Annotated in this window: 16 protein-coding genes; 3 read left to right on the forward strand and 13 right to left on the reverse strand. The window is 71.4% G+C overall.

What is annotated here, in order from left to right:
- Window positions 1-102 precede the first annotated feature (102 nt).
- Together sigJ and P8T65_RS40695 are read left to right on the forward strand one after the other, a co-directional pair.
- Window positions 103-993, forward strand: a complete 891-nt coding sequence (gene sigJ, locus P8T65_RS40690) for an RNA polymerase sigma factor SigJ (protein ID WP_316730414.1) — start codon at window positions 103-105, stop codon at window positions 991-993.
- Between the two features lie 162 nt (window positions 994-1,155).
- Window positions 1,156-1,917 carry a GntR family transcriptional regulator gene (locus tag P8T65_RS40695; RefSeq protein ID WP_316730415.1) on the forward strand — a complete coding sequence of 254 codons (762 nt, stop codon included), beginning with the start codon at window positions 1,156-1,158 and terminating at the stop codon, window positions 1,915-1,917.
- Window positions 1,918-2,006: 89 nt separating this feature from the next.
- Here P8T65_RS40695 and P8T65_RS40700 read toward each other — a convergent pair whose 3' ends face one another.
- Window positions 2,007-3,164 carry an ROK family transcriptional regulator gene (locus tag P8T65_RS40700; protein WP_230224401.1) on the reverse strand — a complete coding sequence of 386 codons (1,158 nt, stop codon included), beginning with the start codon at window positions 3,162-3,164 and terminating at the stop codon, window positions 2,007-2,009.
- Between the two features lie 233 nt (window positions 3,165-3,397).
- On the opposite strand from P8T65_RS40700, the gene P8T65_RS40705 reads away from it, so the two are divergent.
- Complete coding sequence (locus tag P8T65_RS40705) at window positions 3,398-3,838, forward strand: hypothetical protein (protein WP_316730417.1); 441 nt, start codon at window positions 3,398-3,400, stop codon at window positions 3,836-3,838.
- 12 nt (window positions 3,839-3,850) lie between these two features.
- Here the strand turns inward: P8T65_RS40705 and mug are convergent, their stop codons facing one another.
- The 12 genes from mug to P8T65_RS40765 all read right to left on the reverse strand — a co-directional run bounded on the left by mug (window position 3,851) and on the right by P8T65_RS40765 (window position 19,941).
- On the reverse strand, window positions 3,851-4,348 hold the full coding sequence (gene mug, locus P8T65_RS40710) for a G/U mismatch-specific DNA glycosylase (RefSeq protein ID WP_316730419.1): 498 nt from the start codon (window positions 4,346-4,348) through the stop codon (window positions 3,851-3,853).
- 44 nt (window positions 4,349-4,392) lie between these two features.
- Window positions 4,393-5,835, reverse strand: a complete 1,443-nt coding sequence (gene purB, locus P8T65_RS40715) for an adenylosuccinate lyase (protein ID WP_316730420.1) — start codon at window positions 5,833-5,835, stop codon at window positions 4,393-4,395.
- Between the two features lie 120 nt (window positions 5,836-5,955).
- Window positions 5,956-7,593, reverse strand: coding sequence for an FAD-dependent monooxygenase (locus P8T65_RS40720; protein ID WP_316730421.1), 1,638 nt, complete (start codon window positions 7,591-7,593; stop codon window positions 5,956-5,958).
- 110 nt (window positions 7,594-7,703) lie between these two features.
- Window positions 7,704-8,546, reverse strand: a complete 843-nt coding sequence (gene staMB / locus P8T65_RS40725; RefSeq protein ID WP_316730422.1) for a 3'-O-demethyl-staurosporine methyltransferase StaMB — start codon at window positions 8,544-8,546, stop codon at window positions 7,704-7,706.
- A gap of 123 nt (window positions 8,547-8,669) precedes the next feature.
- Window positions 8,670-9,290 carry a dTDP-4-dehydrorhamnose 3,5-epimerase gene (locus tag P8T65_RS40730; protein ID WP_316730424.1) on the reverse strand — a complete coding sequence of 207 codons (621 nt, stop codon included), beginning with the start codon at window positions 9,288-9,290 and terminating at the stop codon, window positions 8,670-8,672.
- 55 nt (window positions 9,291-9,345) lie between these two features.
- Window positions 9,346-10,455, reverse strand: a complete 1,110-nt coding sequence (locus P8T65_RS40735; protein ID WP_316730425.1) for a DegT/DnrJ/EryC1/StrS family aminotransferase — start codon at window positions 10,453-10,455, stop codon at window positions 9,346-9,348.
- Window positions 10,456-10,525: 70 nt separating this feature from the next.
- Entirely contained in the window at window positions 10,526-11,512 is a 987-nt protein-coding gene (locus P8T65_RS40740; RefSeq protein ID WP_316730427.1) for an NAD-dependent epimerase/dehydratase family protein, read from the reverse strand.
- A 1-nt stretch (window position 11,513) separates the two neighbouring features.
- Window positions 11,514-12,932, reverse strand: a complete 1,419-nt coding sequence (locus P8T65_RS40745; protein ID WP_316730428.1) for an NDP-hexose 2,3-dehydratase family protein — start codon at window positions 12,930-12,932, stop codon at window positions 11,514-11,516.
- Window positions 12,933-12,951: 19 nt separating this feature from the next.
- Window positions 12,952-13,779, reverse strand: a complete 828-nt coding sequence (gene staMA / locus P8T65_RS40750; RefSeq protein ID WP_316730429.1) for a 3'-O-demethyl-4'-N-demethyl-staurosporine methyltransferase StaMA — start codon at window positions 13,777-13,779, stop codon at window positions 12,952-12,954.
- A gap of 61 nt (window positions 13,780-13,840) precedes the next feature.
- Window positions 13,841-15,100 (reverse strand): cytochrome P450, encoded by a 1,260-nt coding sequence (locus P8T65_RS40755; protein WP_316730431.1) that lies wholly within the window; start codon window positions 15,098-15,100, stop codon window positions 13,841-13,843.
- 39 nt (window positions 15,101-15,139) lie between these two features.
- A complete protein-coding gene (locus tag P8T65_RS40760; protein ID WP_316730432.1) occupies window positions 15,140-18,430 on the reverse strand; it encodes a ferritin-like domain-containing protein in 3,291 nt (1,096 codons plus the stop codon).
- On the reverse strand, window positions 18,427-19,941 hold the full coding sequence (locus tag P8T65_RS40765; RefSeq protein WP_316730434.1) for an NAD(P)/FAD-dependent oxidoreductase: 1,515 nt from the start codon (window positions 19,939-19,941) through the stop codon (window positions 18,427-18,429). Before P8T65_RS40765 ends, P8T65_RS40760 begins: the two co-directional genes overlap by 4 nt.
- Between the last annotated feature and the right edge of the window lie 184 nt (window positions 19,942-20,125).

The following is a 20,125-nucleotide window of genomic DNA, read 5'->3' on the forward strand; positions in this document are numbered from 1 at the left end:
TGTCAGCAACTGCTACCGGCGGGTAGTCCCCGGCGGTGACAAGCCGCGCGCTTCACGGGAATCGCCTGGACACGGCCCCGCCCCTCGGGTTGGGATGGAACGGTGACCACCGACATCGCGATCGACGTCTTCGAAGAGCACCGTTCCGTCCTGATGGGAGTCGCCTACCGGATGCTCGGCCGGGTCGCCGACGCCGAGGACGTGGTCCAGGAGACCTGGCTGCGCTGGTCCGGCGCCGACCGCTCCGACGTGTGCGAACCGCGTGGCTACCTGGTCCGGATCACCACCCGGCTCGCCATCGACCGGCTGCGCCAGGTGCAGTCGCGCAACGAGGCGTACCCCGGCCCCTGGCTCCCGGAGCCCTACGTCACCGACTACGCGGCCACCGTCCCGGACACCGCCGAGCGGGCCGTCCTCGCCGACACCGTCTCCCTCGCGCTCCTGGTCGTCCTGGAGTCCCTCTCGCCCCTGGAACGCGCCGTGTTCGTGCTCCGGGAGGCCTTCGGCTACCCGTACGCCGACATCGCGGCCATGATCGACCGCGCCGAGCCGGCCGTGCGCCAGCTCGCCGGGCGGGCTCGCCGGCACGTCGACGAGCGGCGCCCGCGCTACGAGGTCGACCCCGGCGAACGGCGCGCGCTGACGGAGAAGTTCCTCGCCGCCGCGGAGGACGGCGACCTCGCCGGACTCATGGCGCTGCTGGCCCCCGACGTCCGTCTGGTGGGCGACGGCGGGGGCATCGGCAAGGCCCCGGTGCGGGTCCTCGAAACCGCTGACAGGGTGGGCCGGTTCGTGCACGGCGCGGCCGGCAAGGGCCTGCTGGACGCCTCGTTGCGGTTCATGGAGATCAACGGCGGTTTCGCCGTGGTCCTCGTCTCCGGTGGCGAGGTCGACAGCGTCTTCCAACTCGACGTCGCCGACGGGCTCGTCCAGTGCGTCTACATCGTGCGCAACCCGGAGAAGCTGCTCTCCGTGGCGGCCGTGAAGCCTTGATGAACGCTGTCGGGCGTCCGGCCCGTCGGATGCCCGAGGGTTCGATGATTGGTCTTGACCAAGGGTGGGGGCACGCCTATGGTCGCAAGAAAGTGCAACAACCTTTAATAAACAAGGGCGCTAAAAACGCCGCCGGGCCACGGCGAAGCAGCGGAGGACAGGGTGGGGACCCAGCAGCTGGAATCGGTGCCGGAACCGAAGTACTGGCATCTGAAGACCGTGCTCAGTGAGGCATTGGACTCCGAGTTCTCGGTGGGGGAGATCCTGCCCAACGAACGTGACCTCGCGGCCCGCTTCGGCGTCGCCCGGGCCACCCTCCGCCAAGCGCTGGAGCAGCTCGAACTGGAGGGCCGGCTGCAGCGCCGTCGCGGCGTCGGCACCACCGTCGCGCCCCCGCGCGTGGGTGTCGCCGTCGGCACCGAGGAGCACGCGTGGCCGGGCACCGTCGGCGACGCCTGGCAGGCCGTGGACTGCGCGGCCTGCGCACCGCCCGCCGCGGTCGCCGACATCCTGGAGAGCGTCCACGGCGAGCAGGTGCACGTCGTACGCCGCTCCCGCGTGTCGCACGGACAGCCCGTCGCCGCCGAACTGCTCTACGTCCCGGCGGACTCGGTACCGGCCCTCTCCGCCATAGACGCGCCCTCCGGCGCCGCACGCGCGCGTGCCGTCCTGCGCGAGCTGCAGCGCCTGGAACTGGAGGGACAGGAGCGCTCGGTGGAGCTGGGCTCCGCCCGCGCGGACGACGCCAAGGAACTCGACCGGCTGCCGGGCGCGCCCGTCCTGGTCGTCACCACCCGCTTCTTCGCCGAGGGACGCACGGCGGCCGTCTCCCTGGCCACCTACCGTGCTGACACGTGCCGACTGACGTTCGGCGCCTCGGGCGGCGTCGAGATCCACCACGGGCCGGAGCGCCGCGCGTCCTGACGGCGCCGACAGCGTTGTCTCCCGCCGTACCGAGGCAAACCGCCGCGCCCCGACTCCCGGGGCGCGGCGTTCTCGCGTTCGGCCGTGCTTCAGCGGCGGGCCGTCACCGTGCCCTCCACCGCGAAGAGCTGTTCCTCGACGTGGTCCAGGGCGAGCCGGAGCGCGCCCATGGCGACGGCCGCCTCGCCCAGCCGGGAGAGGGCGACGCGCGGCGGCCGCAGACAGTAGCGGGCCAGCTCGCGGTGCAGGGGGTCGAGGACGTCGTCGATGCCGGCCGCCCAGCCGCCGACGACGACCAGCTCGGGATCCAGGGCGAGGACGAGGGCCGTCACGTCGTGGACGAGCCGCTGTATGAAGCGGTCGACGGCCTCCCGGGCCCGCGGGTCGCCCTCGCGCGCGTGCTTGAAGACCTCGGCGACCGCCTGCTCGTCCAGCGGGTGCAGGGGCTCGCCCGTGGTCGACAGCAGTGCCTCGGGGGTGGCCTCCCGGCCCAGCAGGTGCAGCGCGCCGATCTCCCCGGCCGCGCCGCCGTACCCCCGGTGCAGCCGCCCGCCGATCAGCGAACCGGAGCCCGGGCTCAGTCCCGCCAGCACGAACACCACGTCGTCGGACTCGGTGGCGGCACCCTTCCAGTGCTCGGCGACGGCGGCCGCGTTGGCGTCGTTCTCGACCAGCACGGAGCATTTGAAGGAACGGCTCAGCCGCTCGCCCAGGTTCAGTCCCGTCCACTCCGGCAGGGCCGCGCACAGGCGTACGGCGCCGTCGGCCTCGATGACCCCCGGGCTGCCCACGCCGACCGCGCGCAGCGAACCGCGTGACACACCTGACCTGCGCAGCAGCTCGGCGACGGTCGAGCGCAGCCGCTCCAGCCGGTCGTCCGCCGACGCGGACTCGGAGACCTCCTTGGACAGCGAGCCCAGGACCCGCCCGTCGAGGTCGGCGAGCAGCGCGGCCACCCGGTGCGAGCCCACGTCCAGTCCCAGCAGATGGCCGGCCTCGGCCCGGAACCGGTAGCGGCGCGCCGGGCGCCCCTGCCGCCGGGCGGCCCCCTCCTCGGCGGCCCGCTCGACCACCAGCCCGGCCTCGACCAACCCCTCCACGACGCCCTCGACCGTGGGCCGGGACAGCCCGGTGACCCTGGTGATCTCGGTCAGCGTCGCGTGATCCGTGGCCCGCAGCGCGTGCAGCACGACGGCCGAGTTGATTCTTCGAAGCAGAGAAGGATCCCCGCCGGTCAGTGGCCCCAACGTCCGTCCTCCCAGCTCGCGCCCGTGTCTGCCGGATCGTACTCGCCACGACGCACCCGGGCGAGTGCCTGCCGCCTCCGACCTGCGGGATCCTGACGACCCCCGCACAGGGGCCCGGCCCGGGCACCTGACACCTGACACCTGACACCTGATGCCGGAGCCCGGTCGCGGGACCCCGGCACCGACTCCTGACGCCGTGCCAATTGTCAGTGGTGACCGCTTTACTGGACCGCATGAGCAGCATCGCCCACCACCTCGCCGTGATCGACCGGCTGTGCTCCGAGGAGTTCCCCGCGGAGCCCGGCCGGTCGGACGTCGGCACGGCCGGACCGGGGTATCACGTCGCCGAGTTACGGACGAGCGCCGACTTCTGGGAGGACGACGGCGCACGGCGCGAGGAGACCGAGGAACAGTACGAGGCGGAGCGGGACGCCCTGTCGGAGCTGCTCACAGCGCGCTGGGGCGCCCCGGCGGTGTTCAGCCTGTGGAGCGTCCTCGACCGGTCGATGGACGGCGAGGACATACCCGAGCCATGGGCGGTGCTCAGCTCGCACGTCCCCGACCTGCACCTCTGGCAGGTCGACGGACGCTGGGTCGCCCTCGGCGTCTCCCAGTGGGACAAGGAACTGCCGTTCCAACTCGTCGCACTGATCACGGAGACGGACCCGCCGTGACCGCCCGGCCGGTCAGTCCTCCGCCGCCACCCGCAGCCGGGCGAACTCCTCCGCCATCGTCGCCGCCGTCCAATGAGCGTTCAGGCCGCTCGGGTTGGGCAGCACCCACACACGTGAGTCCCCGATCGTCCTCTCCTGCGGTCCGACGCCGGCCTTGCGGTCGCCGAAGGCGGCGCGGTACGCGGTCACCCCGACCACCGCGAGCCAACGCGGGCGCAGCCGCTGCACCTTGGCGGTCAGCAGTCGGCCGCCCTCCAGGTACTCGTCGGCCGTCAGCTCGTCGGCGCGCGCCGTGGCCCGGGCGACGACATTGGTGATGCCGAGCCCGTACGACGGCAGCTCGCCCTGCTCGGACGGCTTCAGGAGCCGGGGCGTGAAGCCGGACAGGTGCAGCACGGGCCAGAAGCGATTGCCGGGGCGGGCGAAGTGGTGGCCCGAGGCCGCCGTCATCAGCCCCGGGTTGATGCCGCAGAAAAGGACCCGGAGGCCGTCCGCGGTGACGTCCGGCACCAGCCGGCTGCGGGCGGCCTCCAGCTCGTCCTGGGGGTAGCGGGTCAGAGGATCGCTCCCGGCGTGTAGCCGGCGGCCTCCGGGCGCTGCTTGACGATCTCCTCGATCCGGCCGACGACGACGGCCACCTGGTCGGCGGCGGCGCCCGTGAAGGAGAGCTTGTCGGCCATGAGCGCGTCCAGCTGGGCCCGGTCCAGCGGGATGCGGTCGTCGGCGGCGAGCTTGTCGAGCAGTTCGTTGCGCTCGGCGCCCTGCTCGCGCATGGCCAGCGCGGAGGCGACGGCGTTCTCCTTGATGGCCTCGTGCGCGACCTCGCGGCCGACGCCCGCCCGGACGGCGCCCATCAGCACCTTGGTCGTGGCGAGGAAGGGGAGGTAGCGGTCCAGCTCACGCGCGACGACCGCCGGGAACGCGCCGAACTCGTCGAGGACGGTCAGGAAGGTCTCCAGCAGACCGTCCAGCGCGAAGAAGGCGTCCGGCAGCGCGACCCGGCGCACCACGGAGCAGGACACGTCGCCCTCGTTCCACTGGTCGCCGGCCAGCTCACCGGTCATCGAGGCGTAGCCGCGCAGGATGACCATGAGGCCGTTGACACGCTCGCAGGAGCGGGTGTTCATCTTGTGCGGCATGGCGGACGAGCCGACCTGGCCGGGCTTGAAGCCCTCGGTGACCAGCTCGTGCCCGGCCATCAGCCGGATCGTCTTGGCCAGCGAGGAGGGGGCCGCCGCCAGCTGCACCAGCGCGGTCACCACGTCGTAGTCCAGCGAGCGCGGGTAGACCTGGCCGACAGAGGTGAACGCCTGCGCGAAACCGAGGTGCCCGGCGATCCGGTCCTCCAGTTCCGCCAGCTTCGCGGCGTCCCCGCCCAGCAGGTCGAGCATGTCCTGGGCCGTGCCCACCGGGCCCTTGATGCCGCGCAGCGGGTACCGGTCGAGCAGCTCCTCGACCCGGCCGTACGCCACGAGCAGTTCGTCGGCGGCCGTCGCGAACCGCTTGCCGAGGGTGGTGGCCTGCGCGGCCACGTTGTGCGAGCGGCCGGCCATGACCAGCTCGCCGTACTCCCCGGCCAGCTTGCCGAGGCGCGCCAGCACAGCCACCGTACGGTCGCGGACCAGCTCAAGGGAGAGCCTGATCTGTAGCTGCTCGACGTTCTCGGTGAGGTCGCGGGAGGTCATGCCCTTGTGCACGTGCTCGTGCCCGGCGAGGTCGTTGAACTCCTCGATCCGCGCCTTCACGTCGTGCCGTGTGACCTTCTCGCGCTCGGCGATGGAGGCCAGGTCGACGGTGTCGAGGACCCGCTCGTAGTCGGCGAGCGCCTCGTCCGGCACCTCGATGCCGAGGTCCTTCTGGGCCCGCAGCACGGCCAGCCAGAGCTGCCGCTCCAGCCTCACCTTCTGCTCGGGAGACCAGAGCGTGGCGAGCTCGGCGGAGGCGTAGCGTCCGGCGAGGACGTTCGGGATGCGGGGCTTGGCTGGCGCAGAAGTCACGTGTACGGAGTCTACCGGGCGTCCCTACAGGGTCCGCACCGTGCACGGACTGTAGGAACATACAGGTCAGAAGGGTTCGGTTCGAGCCGTCCCACCGGCGGACGGGAGTCCGCGTGGGCCTCAGCCCCGCGGCTCACGGGGCGCGGCCTCACCCCGCACCGTGTCGACCAGGGCCATGGGGTCGCCGGGCAGGTCGTCGCCGCGCCAGGCGACGTGACCGTCGGGGCGGACCAGGACGAAGGAGCGTGCGTACAGCTTCGCGATCTCCGTGTCCTGTCCCTGGTGCACGGTCAGGGGTACGCCCCGCTCGGCGAACGCGCGCCCGATCGCCGGGAGGCCGTCGTGGTCCGCGAAGCGGAGCAGGACGAAGCCATGGCCGAAGAGGTCGAGCGTGGAGGTCGTGGAGTCCCACCAGGCGTGCGCGGCGCGGTACCCGGGCTCGCTGCCGGGCCGCCAGTCGGCGTCCGGCTGCCCCTGGCGGATCGGTACGTCGGGGTCGTCGATGATCGCCGGGGAGCGGTAGCGCAGTCCGAAGTGGATCTGCGGGGCGTCGAACTCCCGCCGCGCGCCGCTGTTCTCGAGTCGCTCCGCCATCACGGCGCGGGCCCGCTCGCCCTCAGGTCCGTCGAGGTGGATCTCCGGCGGGACCTCCCGTTTCATGGTGCGCCGCAGATTGTCGTGGGCCTCGTTCAGGCTCTCCTCGGCGATCGGTCGACGCTCGCTGTCGTAGGTGTCGAGGAGGCGCCGCCCGGCCCAGCCGTCCAGGGTGGCGGCGAGCTTCCAGCCGAGATCGGCGGCGTCGCCGATGCCGGTGTTGAGTCCGAAGCCGCCGGAGGGCGACAGGGTGTGCGCGGCGTCGCCGGCGAGGAAGACCCGTCCGGCCCGGTAGCGGTCGGCGACACGGTGGGTGAGATGCCATTCGCTGTCGCCGAGCAGCTCCACCGGGGTGTCGAGGGCCAGGGCGTCCTTGATCAGGGCCAGGGCGTCGGGTCGGGCGCCGGTGTCGTCGTCGGCGCCCACGACCAGGTTGTACAGGTCGCTGCCGTTCAGCGAGCGCAGGGGGAAGCGCAGCGTGGACGACAGCATCAGGAAGTAGACCAGGGCGGCCCGCTCACCCAGGCGGTCCTTGAGTTCGGGGGCGCGGAAGAGGACGTTGCGGAAGACCTGCGTACGGTGGCGGGCCGGTGCCTCGATGCCGCAGGCCCGGCGGATGGGCGAGGAGGCACCGTCACAAGCGACCAGGAAGCGCGCCCGGACGGTGCCGGTGGTGCCGGTGGCGTGGTCGGTGAGGGTGGCCTCGACGTGGTCGTCGGTCTGGAGCACGCCGTCGACTGTCGTACGGAGTCGCAGGGGGCCGTCCGGGTGGACGCCCACGGCCTCGATCAGCACCGGGTTGAGCCAGTGGGCGGGGCAGATCTGATCGGGCTCGGGAGTATGGACGAAGGTCGGGCGGTGCGCGGCCGTACCCCGCCGGTAGCGGTAGATCTCGTGGCCGCCGACCTTGGTCACCCAGGCGATGTCCAAGGGATGGTCGGCGGGCCAGCCGGCGTTCCGGATCGCGTCCGCGGCGCCCCAGCGGCGGAAGAGTTCCATCGAGCGGGGGCCGATGGTACTGACCTTGGGGTGCCGGACCTTGCCGTCACCGGCGTCGACGACCAGACAGTCGATGCCCCGGTACGTCAGATCCAGCGCCAGCGCCATCCCTACCGGGCCGCCGCCCACGATCAGCACATCGGTCCGCTCACCGGAATGCGTCATCTCGTTCCTGCCTCTCCTTGTGGGTCCGTGTCGCGGACGCGTGGGCTCGTGGCCCGGGGGACGGGCGCCGGGAGGGCAGGTGCCCCTGGGCCTCCCGGCGTTTCAGCGGGTCAGGGGCGCTCGGCGGTGACCAGGAGGCAACCGAAGTCATCGACGCCCGCCAGGTCGGAGGGCTTGAAGGAGTCGTCGCCGAAGTCGAAGTTGCCCTCGTCCATGGCCACGGGGCGCTCCTCTACGGCCGCGAGCCTGCCGATCTCGTCGGCGAGGCGCAGCGTGGTCTGCTCGGTGACGTCGACGATCTCGCGCAGCCGCAGCCCGGAGCGGTGCAGCAGCGCCACGTAGTCGTCGATGTCCGCCGTGGTCGACATCAGGTCGCGGCAGAACTTGTCGATGCCGGGGTGTCGTACCGCCTTGCGCGGGTGGCGCTCGAAGATGTCGGTGAGAACGATCCGGCCCCCGGGGCGCAGCACCCGGCACACCTCGGTGAACACCTGCTGCCGGTCGGGCATGTGGCAGATCGACTCCAGCGCCATCACGGCGTCGAACGAGGCGTCGGCGAAGGGCAGTTTCATCGCGTCGCCATGCTGGAACACGGCACGGTCGGCGACCTCGGCCTCGGCGGCCAGCCGGTTGGCGGTCCTGATCTGCTCCTCGCTGATGCTGATGCCGGTGACCCGCGCCCCGGTGCGCGCCACGACCCTGAGGCCGGGCCCGCCCACCCCGCAGCCGAGGTCGAGGACGTGGGAGGTGGCGTACGCGTTCAGCCGTTCGATGAACACATCGGTGAGGCGGTCCATCGCCTCCTCGATGGTGGCCTCGGAGCCCGGGGTGTCCCAGAAGCCGATGTGCACATTGGGGTTGAACGAGCCGTCGTTCATCGCGCTCAGCGTCAGCCGGTCGTACAGCTCACCGACGGCTTCCGGCACGGGCAGGGTCTGGGCGGAGTCGGTCATGGGAACGGCCTTTCGGATCGATCGACGGTGAGAAAGGGACAGTCGCCAGGAAGGGACGGTCGCCGGGGTGGTCAGGGGTGGTGCGGAGCGGCGGCCTCCGCCATGCGCCTCGTCGGTGCGGGGCTACGCCACGGGACTCGCCCGGAGGGCGAGTCCCCGCTCGATCTCCTGGCAGCGGGCGTAGTCGGGCAGCAGGCCCTTCTCCTGGGCCTCGGCGAGGGTGACGGCCGCGCGGTCGCGTTCGGAGAGGACCGGTTCGAGGTCCGTGGGGATCGGCAGCCCGAGGGCCGGGTCCAGGACGGACAGGGAGAGTTCGTGCTCGGCGACATAGCTCTCGGAGAGCATGTACGACATGACGGTGTCGTCCTCCAGGGCCACGAAGGCATGGCCGACCCCGACGGGAAAATAGCTGGCCCGGTGATCCCGCTGGTCCATCAGCACCGTGTCCCAGCGGCCGAAGGTGGGCGAACCGACTCTGATGTCGACGACGATGTCCAGGGCCCGGCCCCGGGCGCAGTAGACGTACTTGGCGGTGCCGGGGGGCGCCGCCGTGTAGTGGACGCCGCGTACGACACCACGCCGGGACACGCTGTGGTTGGTCTGCGCCACGGGGAAGAGCGGGGCGCCGTGGGCCTCGGTGAACGCCGCCTCCTGGTACGGCGAGACGAACTTGCCCCTGTCGTCGGGGAAGACGCGGGGGGTGAACTCGACGGCTCCCTCGACGGTGAGCGGGCGTGCTTTCACTTCTGCTCCAGTGACTCGGCGAACGACGGGGTGCGAAAAGAGAGTTGGCGGGCGGTCACAGGGTGGCGAGCACCTCGCGTACGGCCTGGATGACCTTGTCCTGGAGGTCGGGGGCGAGCGAGGGGTACATCGGCAGCGAGAAGATCTCGCCGGCCAGTGCCTCGGTGACCGGGAGCGAGCCCTTGGCGTAGCCGAGGTGGGCGAAGCCCGTCATCGTGTGGACCGGCCACGGATAGCTGATGTTGAGGTGGACGTCGTGGGCCTTGAGGCGCTCGATGATGGCGTCACGCCGGGGGTGGCGGACGACGTACACGTAGTAGACGTGCTCGTTGCCGGGGACCGTGCGCGGCAGGACGAGGTCGGTGTCGGCGAGGCCGTCGGCGTAGCGTTCGGCGACGGCGCGGCGGCCCTTGACGTAGGTGTCGAGGCGCCGAAGTTTGCGGCGGAGGATCTCGGCGTGGAGTTCGTCCAGGCGGCTGTTGTGGGCGGGGGTCTCCAGGGTGTAGTAGCGCTCGTCCATGCCGTAGTAGCGCAGGCGTCGCAGGCGTGCGGCCACGGAGGCGTCGCCGGTGATCGTGGCGCCGCCGTCGCCGTACGCGCCGAGGACCTTGGTCGGGTAGAAGGAGAAGGCCGCGGCGTCACCGGTGGTGCCGGCCATGGTGTCGCCCTGCCGGGCGCCGTGGGCCTGGGCGCAGTCCTCCAGGACGACCAGCCCGTGCCGGACGGCGATCTCCTTCAGCGGCGCCATGTCGACGCACTGGCCGTACAGATGGACCGGAAGCAGACAGCGGGTGCGTTCGGTGACGGCCGCCTCGATCTGGCTCGTGTCCATGAGGAAGTCGTCCTCGCGGACGTCGACGAAGACGGGGGTGGCGCCGGTGGAGTCGATGGCGACGACGGTGGGGGCGGCGGTGTTGGACACCGTGATCACCTCGTCGCCGGGGCCGACACCGAGGGCCTGGAGACCGAGCTTGATGGCGTTCGTTCCGTTGTCTACACCCACACAGTGGTCCACCCCGTGGTAGGCGGCGAACTCCTCCTCGAAGCCGCGCACACTCGCGCCGAGCACCAACTGGCCCGACTCGAAGACCGTTTCGACGGCGTCGAGGATGTCCGCCCGCTCGGCTCGGTACTCCGCCAGGTAGTCCCATACACGCGTGGTCATCGTCCAGCCTTTCCAGTACTGCGGCGCACAGCCGTACGCCTGTGGTGAGTAGGGGTCGGGGGCGCTGCCGTCACCGGCTCCCGGTCCGCTCCCGGGCCAGGGCGGTGACGGTGCGGCGCACTGCCTCGGGCAGGGAGATCCGGGGTCGCCAACCGGTGGCCGCGCGGAACGCGGAGGAGTCGAGGGTGACGCTGCGGAAGTCGGTCACGGGGGCGTGCGCGGGCGGTTCGACGGAGACCACGTCGACCGGGGGCCGCCCGAGGGCTTCGGACGTGATGAGGGCGATCAGCCGGAAGACGTCGCCGAGTGCGTCGCCCCGGCCGGCGCCGATCAGCCAATGGCCGCCCACGAGGGCGTCCGGGTGGTCGAGGGCGGCCGTGAACGCCGCCGCGACATCGTCGACATGGACCAGGTCGCGGCGCACGGTGCCGTCGTGCCACATGGTGAGTGTCTGCCCGTCGAGGGCCCTGCGCGCCATGGCCGACACGACGCCTCGGTCGCCGGTGCCGGACGCCGTGCTCTCGCCGAACACGGTGGGCAGGCGCAGGCCGATGCCGCGTACCCGGCCCTCGGCGGTGGCCTTGAGCAGGAGATGTTCGGCGGTCAGTTTCTGCCGGTCGTAGGCGGTCTCGGGGCGGTCGGGTTCGCTGCCGTCGAGGGGCTCCCGGGGCGGCACCCCGACCTGCGAGGCGGCACCGGCGTACACCACCAGCGGGGGTGTCGCGTCGCCGGGCGCGGGCCGCAGTACGTCGACGAGGTTCCGCATGACACCGACGTTGACGTGCTCGGCACCGGGGTCGGACTCGGCGGCTCGCCAGCCGCCCTCACCCAGCAGCAGATGGATCACCGCGTCCGAACCCTGAACCGCCGCGGCCAGCGCGGCCCGGTCGGTGAGATCGGCGGTGACGACATCGGTCTCGGCCGTGCCGGGGGAGTGGGCGCAGGGCCGACGGGAGACGAGCCGGAGCCTAACGGGCCGGGACGCCAGCGCTCGGGTGACGGCCGACCCGACGAAACCCGAGGCACCGAGCACGGTGATCAGCGGTGTGTACCCCATGTCACTGTCCTCCTCGCGGCCGTGCGGCCGTCGCGTTGACGCAGGCCAGCAGCGTGCGGGCCTCGACGTTCAGGTAGTGGCCGTGCCGGGTGAGGGTCCTGAGCTGGCCCGGGGTGGCCCAGGTGTAGCCGGGGGGCGGGGCGAGGGGTACGTCGTCGGCGTCGACCAGCAGATAGCGGCTCCTGGCGTTGAGGAAGCGTCCGCCCTCCTCGGAGTGGACGGCCTCGTAGCGGATGCGCTCGGGGCGGGCGTCGAGGACGGTGTCGAGGAACGGCGGGCGGTGCTCCGCGGTGAGGTGGGCGTGGTTGCCGGGTGTGCACTGGACGGTCGGAGCCAGCTCGACGGTGTCCAGGAATCCGCCCTCGGCCCGGGCGTGGACCAGAACATGGGGTACGCCCTCGATCTCGCGCACCAGGAAGGCGCTGACCCCCAGGCCGACCGGCTCCAGCAACGGCTGGTCCCAGTCGACCACTTCGCGGTTGCCGGCCCGTACGGAGACGGCGACGACCTTGAAGTAGCGCCCGTCCTCGTGCTCGATCGCCTCGACACCCTGCTTCCAGCCGCGCACGGAGGCGAGCGGGACGCGCTCCACGTGTATGTCGTGCCGGGAGCGCTCCCCGGTGAACCAGGACAGGAGCTGGGCGTCGGAGAGCAGCGCCCCGGGGGAGGTGTCCGGGTACTGCACGCACGACAGCACGGTCCTGGCGTTCATGTTGACCAGGTCGTCCTCGTGCAGCAGTTCGGCGATCTGGCCGAGGGTGAGCCAGCGGAAGTCGTCCAGTTCGGGAACGTCGTCGACGGTCTCCACGATCATGTTGCGATTGGACTTGCGGTAGAACCACGAGCCCTGTTCGGACTGCAGGACATCGACGAGGACCCGGTCGGGGTCGGGCCGGAAGAAATGGTCGATGAGCTTGACGTCCGTGCCCCGGTGCGCCCGTGTGTAGTTGCTGCGGGTGGCCTGCACGGTCGGGGAGAGCTGGAGCAGATTGGGATTGCCCGGCTCCATCTTGGCCTGCATCAGGAAGTGCAGCACTCCGTCGAACTCCTTGGCGAGAATGCCGAGGATGCCCACTTCGGGCTGGCGGACGACGGGCTGCTGCCACTCCTGGTACGGGCCGTCACCGAAGGGCCCGTCCGACTCGACGACGTGCATGCCCTCGACGGTGAAGAACCGTCCGCTGCGGTGCACGAGATTGCCGGTGCCCTCCTCGAACCGCCACTGCCGCAGCTCCGCGAACGGTATCCGCGTCACCTCGAACACATGGGCACGGCGCCGCTCGGCCAGCCAGGCCCGCACCTCCTCGGTCCGCGACCGGGCCCCGCGGGCGGTCGCGGCGGACAGGGCGACCCGGTCGGCCGTCGTACGGTCCTCACGCGGGCGTACGGCGGCGGACGGCGGGCCGAGACCGGAAGACATCACAGGTCTCCCCGTCCCGTCAGGACCGCTGCGCGGTGATCAGGACGTAACCGGAGTCCGGATGCCCACCGAAGGTCTCCATCAGGTCGGCCGCCGCATTCATCTGCTGCGCCGCCCCGGCGTCGAGAGCCCCGGCGAGGCCCCGGAACGCGGCGGCGGCATGCCCGTAGCTGGCGCGGACCTGCTCACCGATGTCCGTCAGCTCCAGCAGTTCCCAGCCCGCCTCCGCCAGTCGCGCGTGATGCTCGTCGGGTGTGTTGATCCCGGCGATCTCGTACATCCGCAGCATCCCGTCGAGTACCGCCTCGTCGGCGCCGGTGAACGGCCGGCGCTGACACAGGTCGGCGATGACGAGCCGGCCGCCGGGGCGGACGACACGGTGGATCTCCGTGAGCGCGGGTGTCTGGTCGGGCAGATGCAGCAGTGACTCGATGGCGAAGGCGCCGTCGAAGGAGACGTCCTCGAAGGGGAGGTCCATGGCGTCCGCCAGCCGGAAGGAGACCCGGCCCCCGGCATCGGACTCCACCGCCCGCTCGGCCGCCTCGGTGACCTGCTGCTGGCTGACGGTGATCCCGGTGACCCGGACGTCGTGCGCTCCGGCGATCCTGAGAGCCGGTACGCCGATGCCGCAGCCCACGTCCAGCAGATGCCGGTCGGGGCGGAGCGCGAGGCGCTCGGCGACGAGATCGGTGAGCCGGTCGGTGGCCTCGGCGATCGGCACCTCGGGGTCGTCGTCCCAGTAACCCACGTGGATGTTGCCGCCCATCGCGGTGCTGGCGCCGGCGTCGGCGAACTGGTCGTACACCTCACCGACCGAGTCTGCGGTGGCGTCGGACTGCTGCGTCATGGCTGTGCCTTCCTGCTGGTGCGAGGTCGAGGGATGGCCGGGGCAAGGGGCGGCCGGGGGGTCACGCGGCGTCGGGCAGGTCGAGGAGGAGCCGCGTCGGGCCGTGGAAGACCATGTCGTCGGCGTACTCGACCTCGTGGGCTCCTCGGCCGAGGTCGGGGACGCCGTCCAGCAGGGCCCTCAGGCCGATCTCGGCCTCGGCGCGGGCCAGGGTCGCGCCGAGGCAGTAGTGGATGCCGAGGCCGAAGCCCACCTGCCGTTCGGCGGCGCGGTGGACGTCCAGCACATCGGGATCCGGGAAGCGCGCCGGGTCCCGGTTCGCCGAGCCCAGCAGGGCGACCACCCGGCTGCCGCGCGGGATGTCGTGGTCGCCGAGCCGGATGTCCTCGTACGCCCAGCGCGTCACCGCCTGCACGGGCGGGTCGTAGCGCATCAGCTCTTCGACGGCGGCCGGTGTCGACTCGGGTGTGGCGCGCAAGTCGTCGAGGACGTCGTGGTGGGCGCGCAGGGTGAGGACCGCCTTGGCGAGGAAGTTGGTGGTGGTCTCGTGGCCGGCGGTGAGCAGATGGACGCAGGTGCCGACGATGCCGTCCACGCTCAGCGGTGATCCGGTGTCCCGCGCGCGGACGAGGAGGGTGAGTAGATCGTCGCGGTCGTCGCCGCCGCGCCGGTCCACCTCGCGCCGGAAGTAGCGGGTGAACTCCTGGGAAGCCGCCTCGGCCCGTGCGTAGCCGCGGCCGTCGCGCGACCGGGTGGTGCTGGCTTCCTGGAGGGCCACCGCGTTGGCGCGCAGCCAGGTGTGGTCCTCCTCGGGGATGCCGAGCAGTTCGGAGATGACGAGGATGGGCAGGGGCGCCGCGAAGCCCTCGACGAGATCAGGCCGGCGGTGTGCGCGGAGCCGGTCCAGGAGTGCGCTCGCGAGTTCGGCGATGCGGGGGCGCAGGCCGGTGACGATCGAGGGGGAGAACTCGGTGCTGAGCAGGGAGCGCAGTTCGGTGTGGTGCGGGGGGTCGAGGAAGACCAGCCAGTTCTGGACGACGGTCCGCAGGGCGCGGTGCTCGGCCGGGATCGGGACGGGCGCGGCGTCGGGGCCGGTGTCGCCGGAGGCCACGCGGGCGTTGCGGCCGAGCCGCCGGTTGGACAGGACGCGGACCACGTCGTCGTAGGTGAACACGTAGTAGGTGTCCGGCTTTCCGGGGCCCGACGCGGTGCGATGGACCGGGGCGGCCTCCCGGTAGCGCCGGTAGACCGGGTAGGGGTGGGCGATGTCCTCCTTGTCCCAGCCCATGAGGTCGAACCGCGGCAGCGTCGCGGATGGCATGCGTCTCCTTCGGTCGGAAGTGCTCGGCCGCAACAGGCCCTAACGGCTCGGCGGGCGGAAGTGGTCGGCCCAGAAGGCGCTCATCTCCGCCACGCGTGGGGGGACGAGCGGATGCTTGGCGCACCGCGCCGCGAGGTCGTCGAGGCGGCGGGCGATACCGCGTCTGGCCACGTCCGGCCGGGAGACGGGCGCGGGCTGCTCGGGCAGTTCGAAGGAGGGTCCGGCGGTCATGCCCCGGCGCCCCGACGGCATGGTGACGAGCAGTTCCGCCAGCGGCCGCATCAGGCCCGTCATCATGTCGATCGCCCCGTTCATCAGGTCCGACCGCCGCAGACTGGCGTCCGGGCACTCGCCGAAGTGCTGGGCCATCAGCTGCAGCGTCATGAAGTAGGCGCGATCGAACAGCTCCATGACGGCGCGGGCGTCGGGGTCGGTGACCGTCTCCGTCGCCGGGTTCCCGTGCCCGAGCGTGGGGTTCCGTACGACGGGGTAGGCCGGGTTCCAGCGTTCGCCGCCCGGTCGTCCGCCGATCGTCGGGGCGCCGCGCAGCAGGTCGGAGATGCGCAGGAACGCGTGGTAGTGGGACGTCTCGTCGGCGCGCGGGCCGAGGACGCCGCCCTCGCCCTGCTCGGTGATGACGTCGATCGCGAACAGCGCGCTGGAGAGATCGTCGACTTCGAGCTGGTAGTCGGGGTGGCGCCGGTTGAGGGACTCGCGAAGGAAGAGATGGTGTTCGCCGCCTCCTCTGCCCTTGTCCACCAGGAAGAGGCCCGGGACGCTCTCCAGCCCCTCCCGGATGTCCGCGTACAGCTCGCTCAGCGAGGCGTAAGGGTGCCGCTCGTCGTACGCGGCGGGGGGCGCCGGAGCGTCGCCGCGCCGTACCTCGTCGACGAGGTCCTCGGGCCGTTCGATCTGTACGAACCGCTCCACGCTGCCGGGCCCCAGGCGCTCCAGGGCGAAATCCAGCGGGACGGCCAACTGTTGGTTGACGGTGCCGAAGTCGATCCGGGGCGCGTGGAAGGGTTCGCCCACTGCCATGAGGATGTTGTTGACGAGGAGGAAGTGGATCATCTCCTCGCGGGCGATGGTCAGCAGCATGCTGCGGATGCCCTCGTCGAGGGTCTCCCCGCCGTCACCGCACGCGAGCCGCAGTTGCTCGGGCGTCCACAGGCCCCGGCGTACGTACTCCGCGCCGGCGCCATGGGTGGGTACCGAGTAGGCGGCGTACAGGTACTGGAGCATGACGGCGAGTTCGATCGCGGCGGCGTCGCGCAGCACCTCGACGAGCCGACCGCGTGTGGTGATCCTCCGGCCGCCGCGCCCGACGGCCGGCGTCGTCAGCAGTACCTCGTCGGGCTTCTGCTGGGCCCGCAGGAACGTCAACAGGAGACGGGCCTTGGGTGCGGACAACTCCCGCGTGGGCGGCATGTAGTACGTCCTCGCCTTGTTGCGCGGGTCGCACATCTGCCAGATCAGCTTGGCGTACGTCTCCACCTTGCAGCGGTCCGCGAGGCTGAAGACCTCGGCCTTCATGAACGAGTGGACGTGCTCGTAGTAGGCGAAGACCTCCCGGTAGACCAGGTCGAAGGTCACCTCGTCCTCGCCGACACCGGCCAGCCGCCAGTCGTCGGGCAGCACCCGCACCGACAGGTGTCCGGCGCCGGGCCAGTAACCGAGCGTGTTGTCCTGGTCGTGGCCGAGGGCGGCGGAGCCCGGCGTGTCCGGGTCGCACGGCACGTCGTCGGGTCCGGTGGACAGCAGGACGCGGGCGGTTCCGGCCGTCGCACCCCGCAGCGTCAGCCATCCCCGGCCGTCGTCGTCCGTGCTCAGGAGGCAACCGCTCGACCACGGCCCGTCGTCGTCCCGCCGTCCCGCCCGCACCCGGACGATGTCCACGTCGGACGACCGGGCCTCCGGGGCGCTCGCGATCGGATCGCGGGGAAGCGCCCGGGGGTTGAAGAACTGCCGTACGCCGATCTCGTCGACGGCGGCCGGGCGGCCCCGTACGAAGGACCGGACGAGCACCTCGACGTCGTGCTCCGCGTCGGCCGTGTCCCGGGGGTGCTCCAGGATGAGGGAGGCGTCGTCGACCTGGACGTTGATCTCCTTCTCGCGCAGATGGACGACCGGTCCGTCGGGTCCGGTGCCCAGCAGGCGCAGTGCCTCGTGGGCGGCCTCGTGCGCGGGCATCTCGACCGGCACGGTGACCAGCCCGCCGGCCAGGGCGTACGCGTCCCCGAGATAGGCGTGCCGGGGCAGTCGGGCGACCAGTCGATCGGTGTCCGCCGTACGCAGTTCGAGGTCACCGAGGTCGAGCGGTTCGGCCCCGGGGCGGCCGTCGCCCGCCGTCCGGTCGGACGTGGGCAGCGCCGTGATCATGTTGAACGTGGCGTGGTCGTCCGCCAGTCGCACGGTCAGGTTGTGCAGACCAGGGACGGTGGGGTGGTGCGGCCCGTGGCGAGGCGTCAACAGCCGTCCCGCCGGGTAGGTGCGCGTCTCGTGCGGGAGCCAGGGAGCGATGGTTCCGCGCAGCCGTAAGCGGCTCGGGCGGTCGGGGGCCTCGGGGGCGGCCCGGTGGCTGAGCGCGAACTGTACGACGAGGCCGCCGACCCCCTCCGTGGCCACCGTGTCCCGCAGTCGCCGTACCGCCGGTGAGGCGTCGGTCCCGTCGAACCAGGTCAGCTCGTCGTCCTCGGAGGCCACGAACTGGTGGACCACGGACCGGCGCAGACGTTCGGCCAGCCAGTGTGCCTCGGCTTCCCCGAGGTCGCGCACATGACCGGGGTTGTGCCATCGCGGCGGTTGGAAGCCGTGGACGGTGTCGGTCAGCATGTAGCCGACGTCGTGGGAACGTCCGTCGCGTCCGAACCCGAACTGTCCCACCATGAGGGTCGTGGTCCACTCGGAGGCCGGGTCGAGGTCGAAGACGCGGGCGCGGTTGACGGTGGTGGCGAGGTACTCGTTGTAGTGCCCCCACATGTCGACGCTCCGTCCCACCACGGGGTCGGTGATGTCGAGTTCGCCCGCGCGGCACTCGACGCCGACGATCCGGGCGTCGACGGCGAAGTGTCCGTTGCCGGCGAAGTCCTCGCCCTTGGCCTCGGTGAAGGGCCCGTCGGGCGCCGGTCGTCCGGTCGTGTCGTAGCGGGGGCCGAGCCGGTCGAGGTGGTCGTGGTACTCGGCGGGCGGGCGGTGGGCCGGGAAGGGCCGGCCGTCGGCCGTGAGGGCGGTGTTGGTGGCCAGGTCGACGAGGCCGCTGCGGGCGCCGGTGGGCAGGTGGGTGGTGGCCGTGCCGGCGAAGTGCAGCCGGGGCAGGTCGAAGACGCTCATGCCGACCGCTCCGAGCGACTGAGGCGGGAGGCGGCGAAGACGCGGCTGGCGCGTGGCTCGTACCACTCGATCTCGTGCGCGGCGTCGATCGCGGACTCGATGGCCCCCTCGATCCAGGCCGGCTTGGACGAGCAGTGCTCGCCGGCGAAGAACAGGCCCTTCTGCGGTCGTGCGCACTCACGGCGCTCGGCCTCGCGCAGGGCGGCCTCCTGGCCCCAACGGACGGTGGCGGCGCCCCGGGACCATCGGCGGGCGCCCCAGTCCCGGCCCGCGACGGCGAGGACCATGCCGGGCCTGCGCAACTCGGGGTGCATCACGCTGAGTTCCTTGGTGACGAGGGCGTCGCGCTCGGCCTCGTCCATCCGGGCCAGGGCCTCGGCGTCCGGGCCGATGGTGTAGCTGGCGAGGAGGACCGCGCCGAGGGCGGGGTCGCCCTCGGCGGGCGGGTAGTAGGTCTGCCGGACATGGCCGCCGGTGAAGGAGGCGCCCCCGCTGATGCCGTCCTTCTCCCAGAAGGGCTCTCGGCAGTGGAAGGCGATCTTCGTCGCCGGCCAGTACTTGGTCTCGTGGACGATGTCGAGCTTGTCCTGGTCGAAGCCGGTGAGCCGCAACGTCCTCAGGACGGTGAACGGGATGGTGCACACCACGTAGTCGCACGTTCTGGTGACCGTCCTGAGGCCCTGTCGGACGGTCAGGGTCACGGTGTCGTCGTGCACGTCTATGCCGGTGACCTCCTGGCCCAGGGAGATCTTCCCCCGGATACGGGAGGCGAGCCGGCGGGGCAGTTCGTCCATGCCGTCCTTGAGCCGCACGATGCTGGAGCTGGTCTCGTCCAGCACGTCGTCGAGGAAGCGTTCGAGCCGGGGTGGGCAGGACGCCCGTACCCGGGGATGATCGGCGAACAGGGCGTGCAGATCGATCCTGTTGCGGGCGGTGCCACAGCGATAGGGCGTCAGATCGATGTCGTCCACGAGATTCAGCAGTTCCACACCGATGTCGCTGTGCAGTCCGTCGTAGAACTGGCGTGGGGCGATGGCCCGGATACTGGCATCCAGCCAGGCACCGAACAACAGGGTGTCCTGGCGGTAGCGCGCGCTCGGCAGTCCGGTGGCGAATTCGTCGACCAGCGTGTCGTGTGCCTCGCGCACCCGGAGGTATCCGGCGGAACTCGGCAGATAGGCGGCGTCGTCGGAGAACAGCGTCCGGAATTCCCGTACCTGGTTCTGCAACCCGAGTTCGGCGATGTAGTGCATGGTCAGCCGGTGTCCGGCGGGGATACGCATGGCCCCCATCTCGGCGAACGGGCCGGGCTCACCGGCACCGGAGAAGCGGTGGGTGCGAATGCGGCCGCCTATCTCATCACTGCCTTCGAGGATCTGCACGTGATGTCCGAGGCGTTCCAGTTCATAGGCCGTCACCAGGCCGGCGATACCGGCGCCGATGACGGTGACCCGCTTCGGTCCGCCGATGGCGTCGTCCGGCCCGTCACTGTCCTGCAAGGGTGCCGTCACAGGTTTCCTCCAGTAGGCGAAGTCCGAGGCCGGGGCATGTCCTGGATGAACGCGGGGCCTTTCCTCGTTCCGGGAAAAGGCGATGCGGGGAATGTGCTCCGGAGGCAATCCTTCGTCGTGCCCCGGCGCGTTCGCATCCCCCGGCGGACCTGCGCACGCATGGTTCGACGGGCTGTCGGGCCAC

It is taken from the genome of Streptomyces sp. 11x1, from assembly GCF_032598905.1.
Taxonomy (GTDB): Bacteria; Actinomycetota; Actinomycetes; order Streptomycetales; family Streptomycetaceae; genus Streptomyces.

What these genes read in the sequence shown, in the direction of transcription:
- P8T65_RS40705 (WP_316730417.1), top strand. Translation starts at nt 3,398, where the DNA reads ATGAGCAGCATCGCCCACCACCTCGCCGTGATCGACCGGCTGTGCTCC.
- P8T65_RS40735 (WP_316730425.1), bottom strand. Translation starts at nt 10,455, where the DNA reads ATGACCACGCGTGTATGGGACTACCTGGCGGAGTACCGAGCCGAGCGG.
- staMB (WP_316730422.1), bottom strand. Translation starts at nt 8,546, where the DNA reads ATGACCGACTCCGCCCAGACCCTGCCCGTGCCGGAAGCCGTCGGTGAG.
- P8T65_RS40740 (WP_316730427.1), bottom strand. Translation starts at nt 11,512, where the DNA reads ATGGGGTACACACCGCTGATCACCGTGCTCGGTGCCTCGGGTTTCGTC.
- P8T65_RS40760 (WP_316730432.1), bottom strand. Translation starts at nt 18,430, where the DNA reads ATGAGCGTCTTCGACCTGCCCCGGCTGCACTTCGCCGGCACGGCCACC.
- P8T65_RS40720 (WP_316730421.1), bottom strand. Translation starts at nt 7,593, where the DNA reads ATGACGCATTCCGGTGAGCGGACCGATGTGCTGATCGTGGGCGGCGGC.
- P8T65_RS40755 (WP_316730431.1), bottom strand. Translation starts at nt 15,100, where the DNA reads ATGCCATCCGCGACGCTGCCGCGGTTCGACCTCATGGGCTGGGACAAG.
- P8T65_RS40745 (WP_316730428.1), bottom strand. Translation starts at nt 12,932, where the DNA reads ATGTCTTCCGGTCTCGGCCCGCCGTCCGCCGCCGTACGCCCGCGTGAG.
- staMA (WP_316730429.1), bottom strand. Translation starts at nt 13,779, where the DNA reads ATGACGCAGCAGTCCGACGCCACCGCAGACTCGGTCGGTGAGGTGTAC.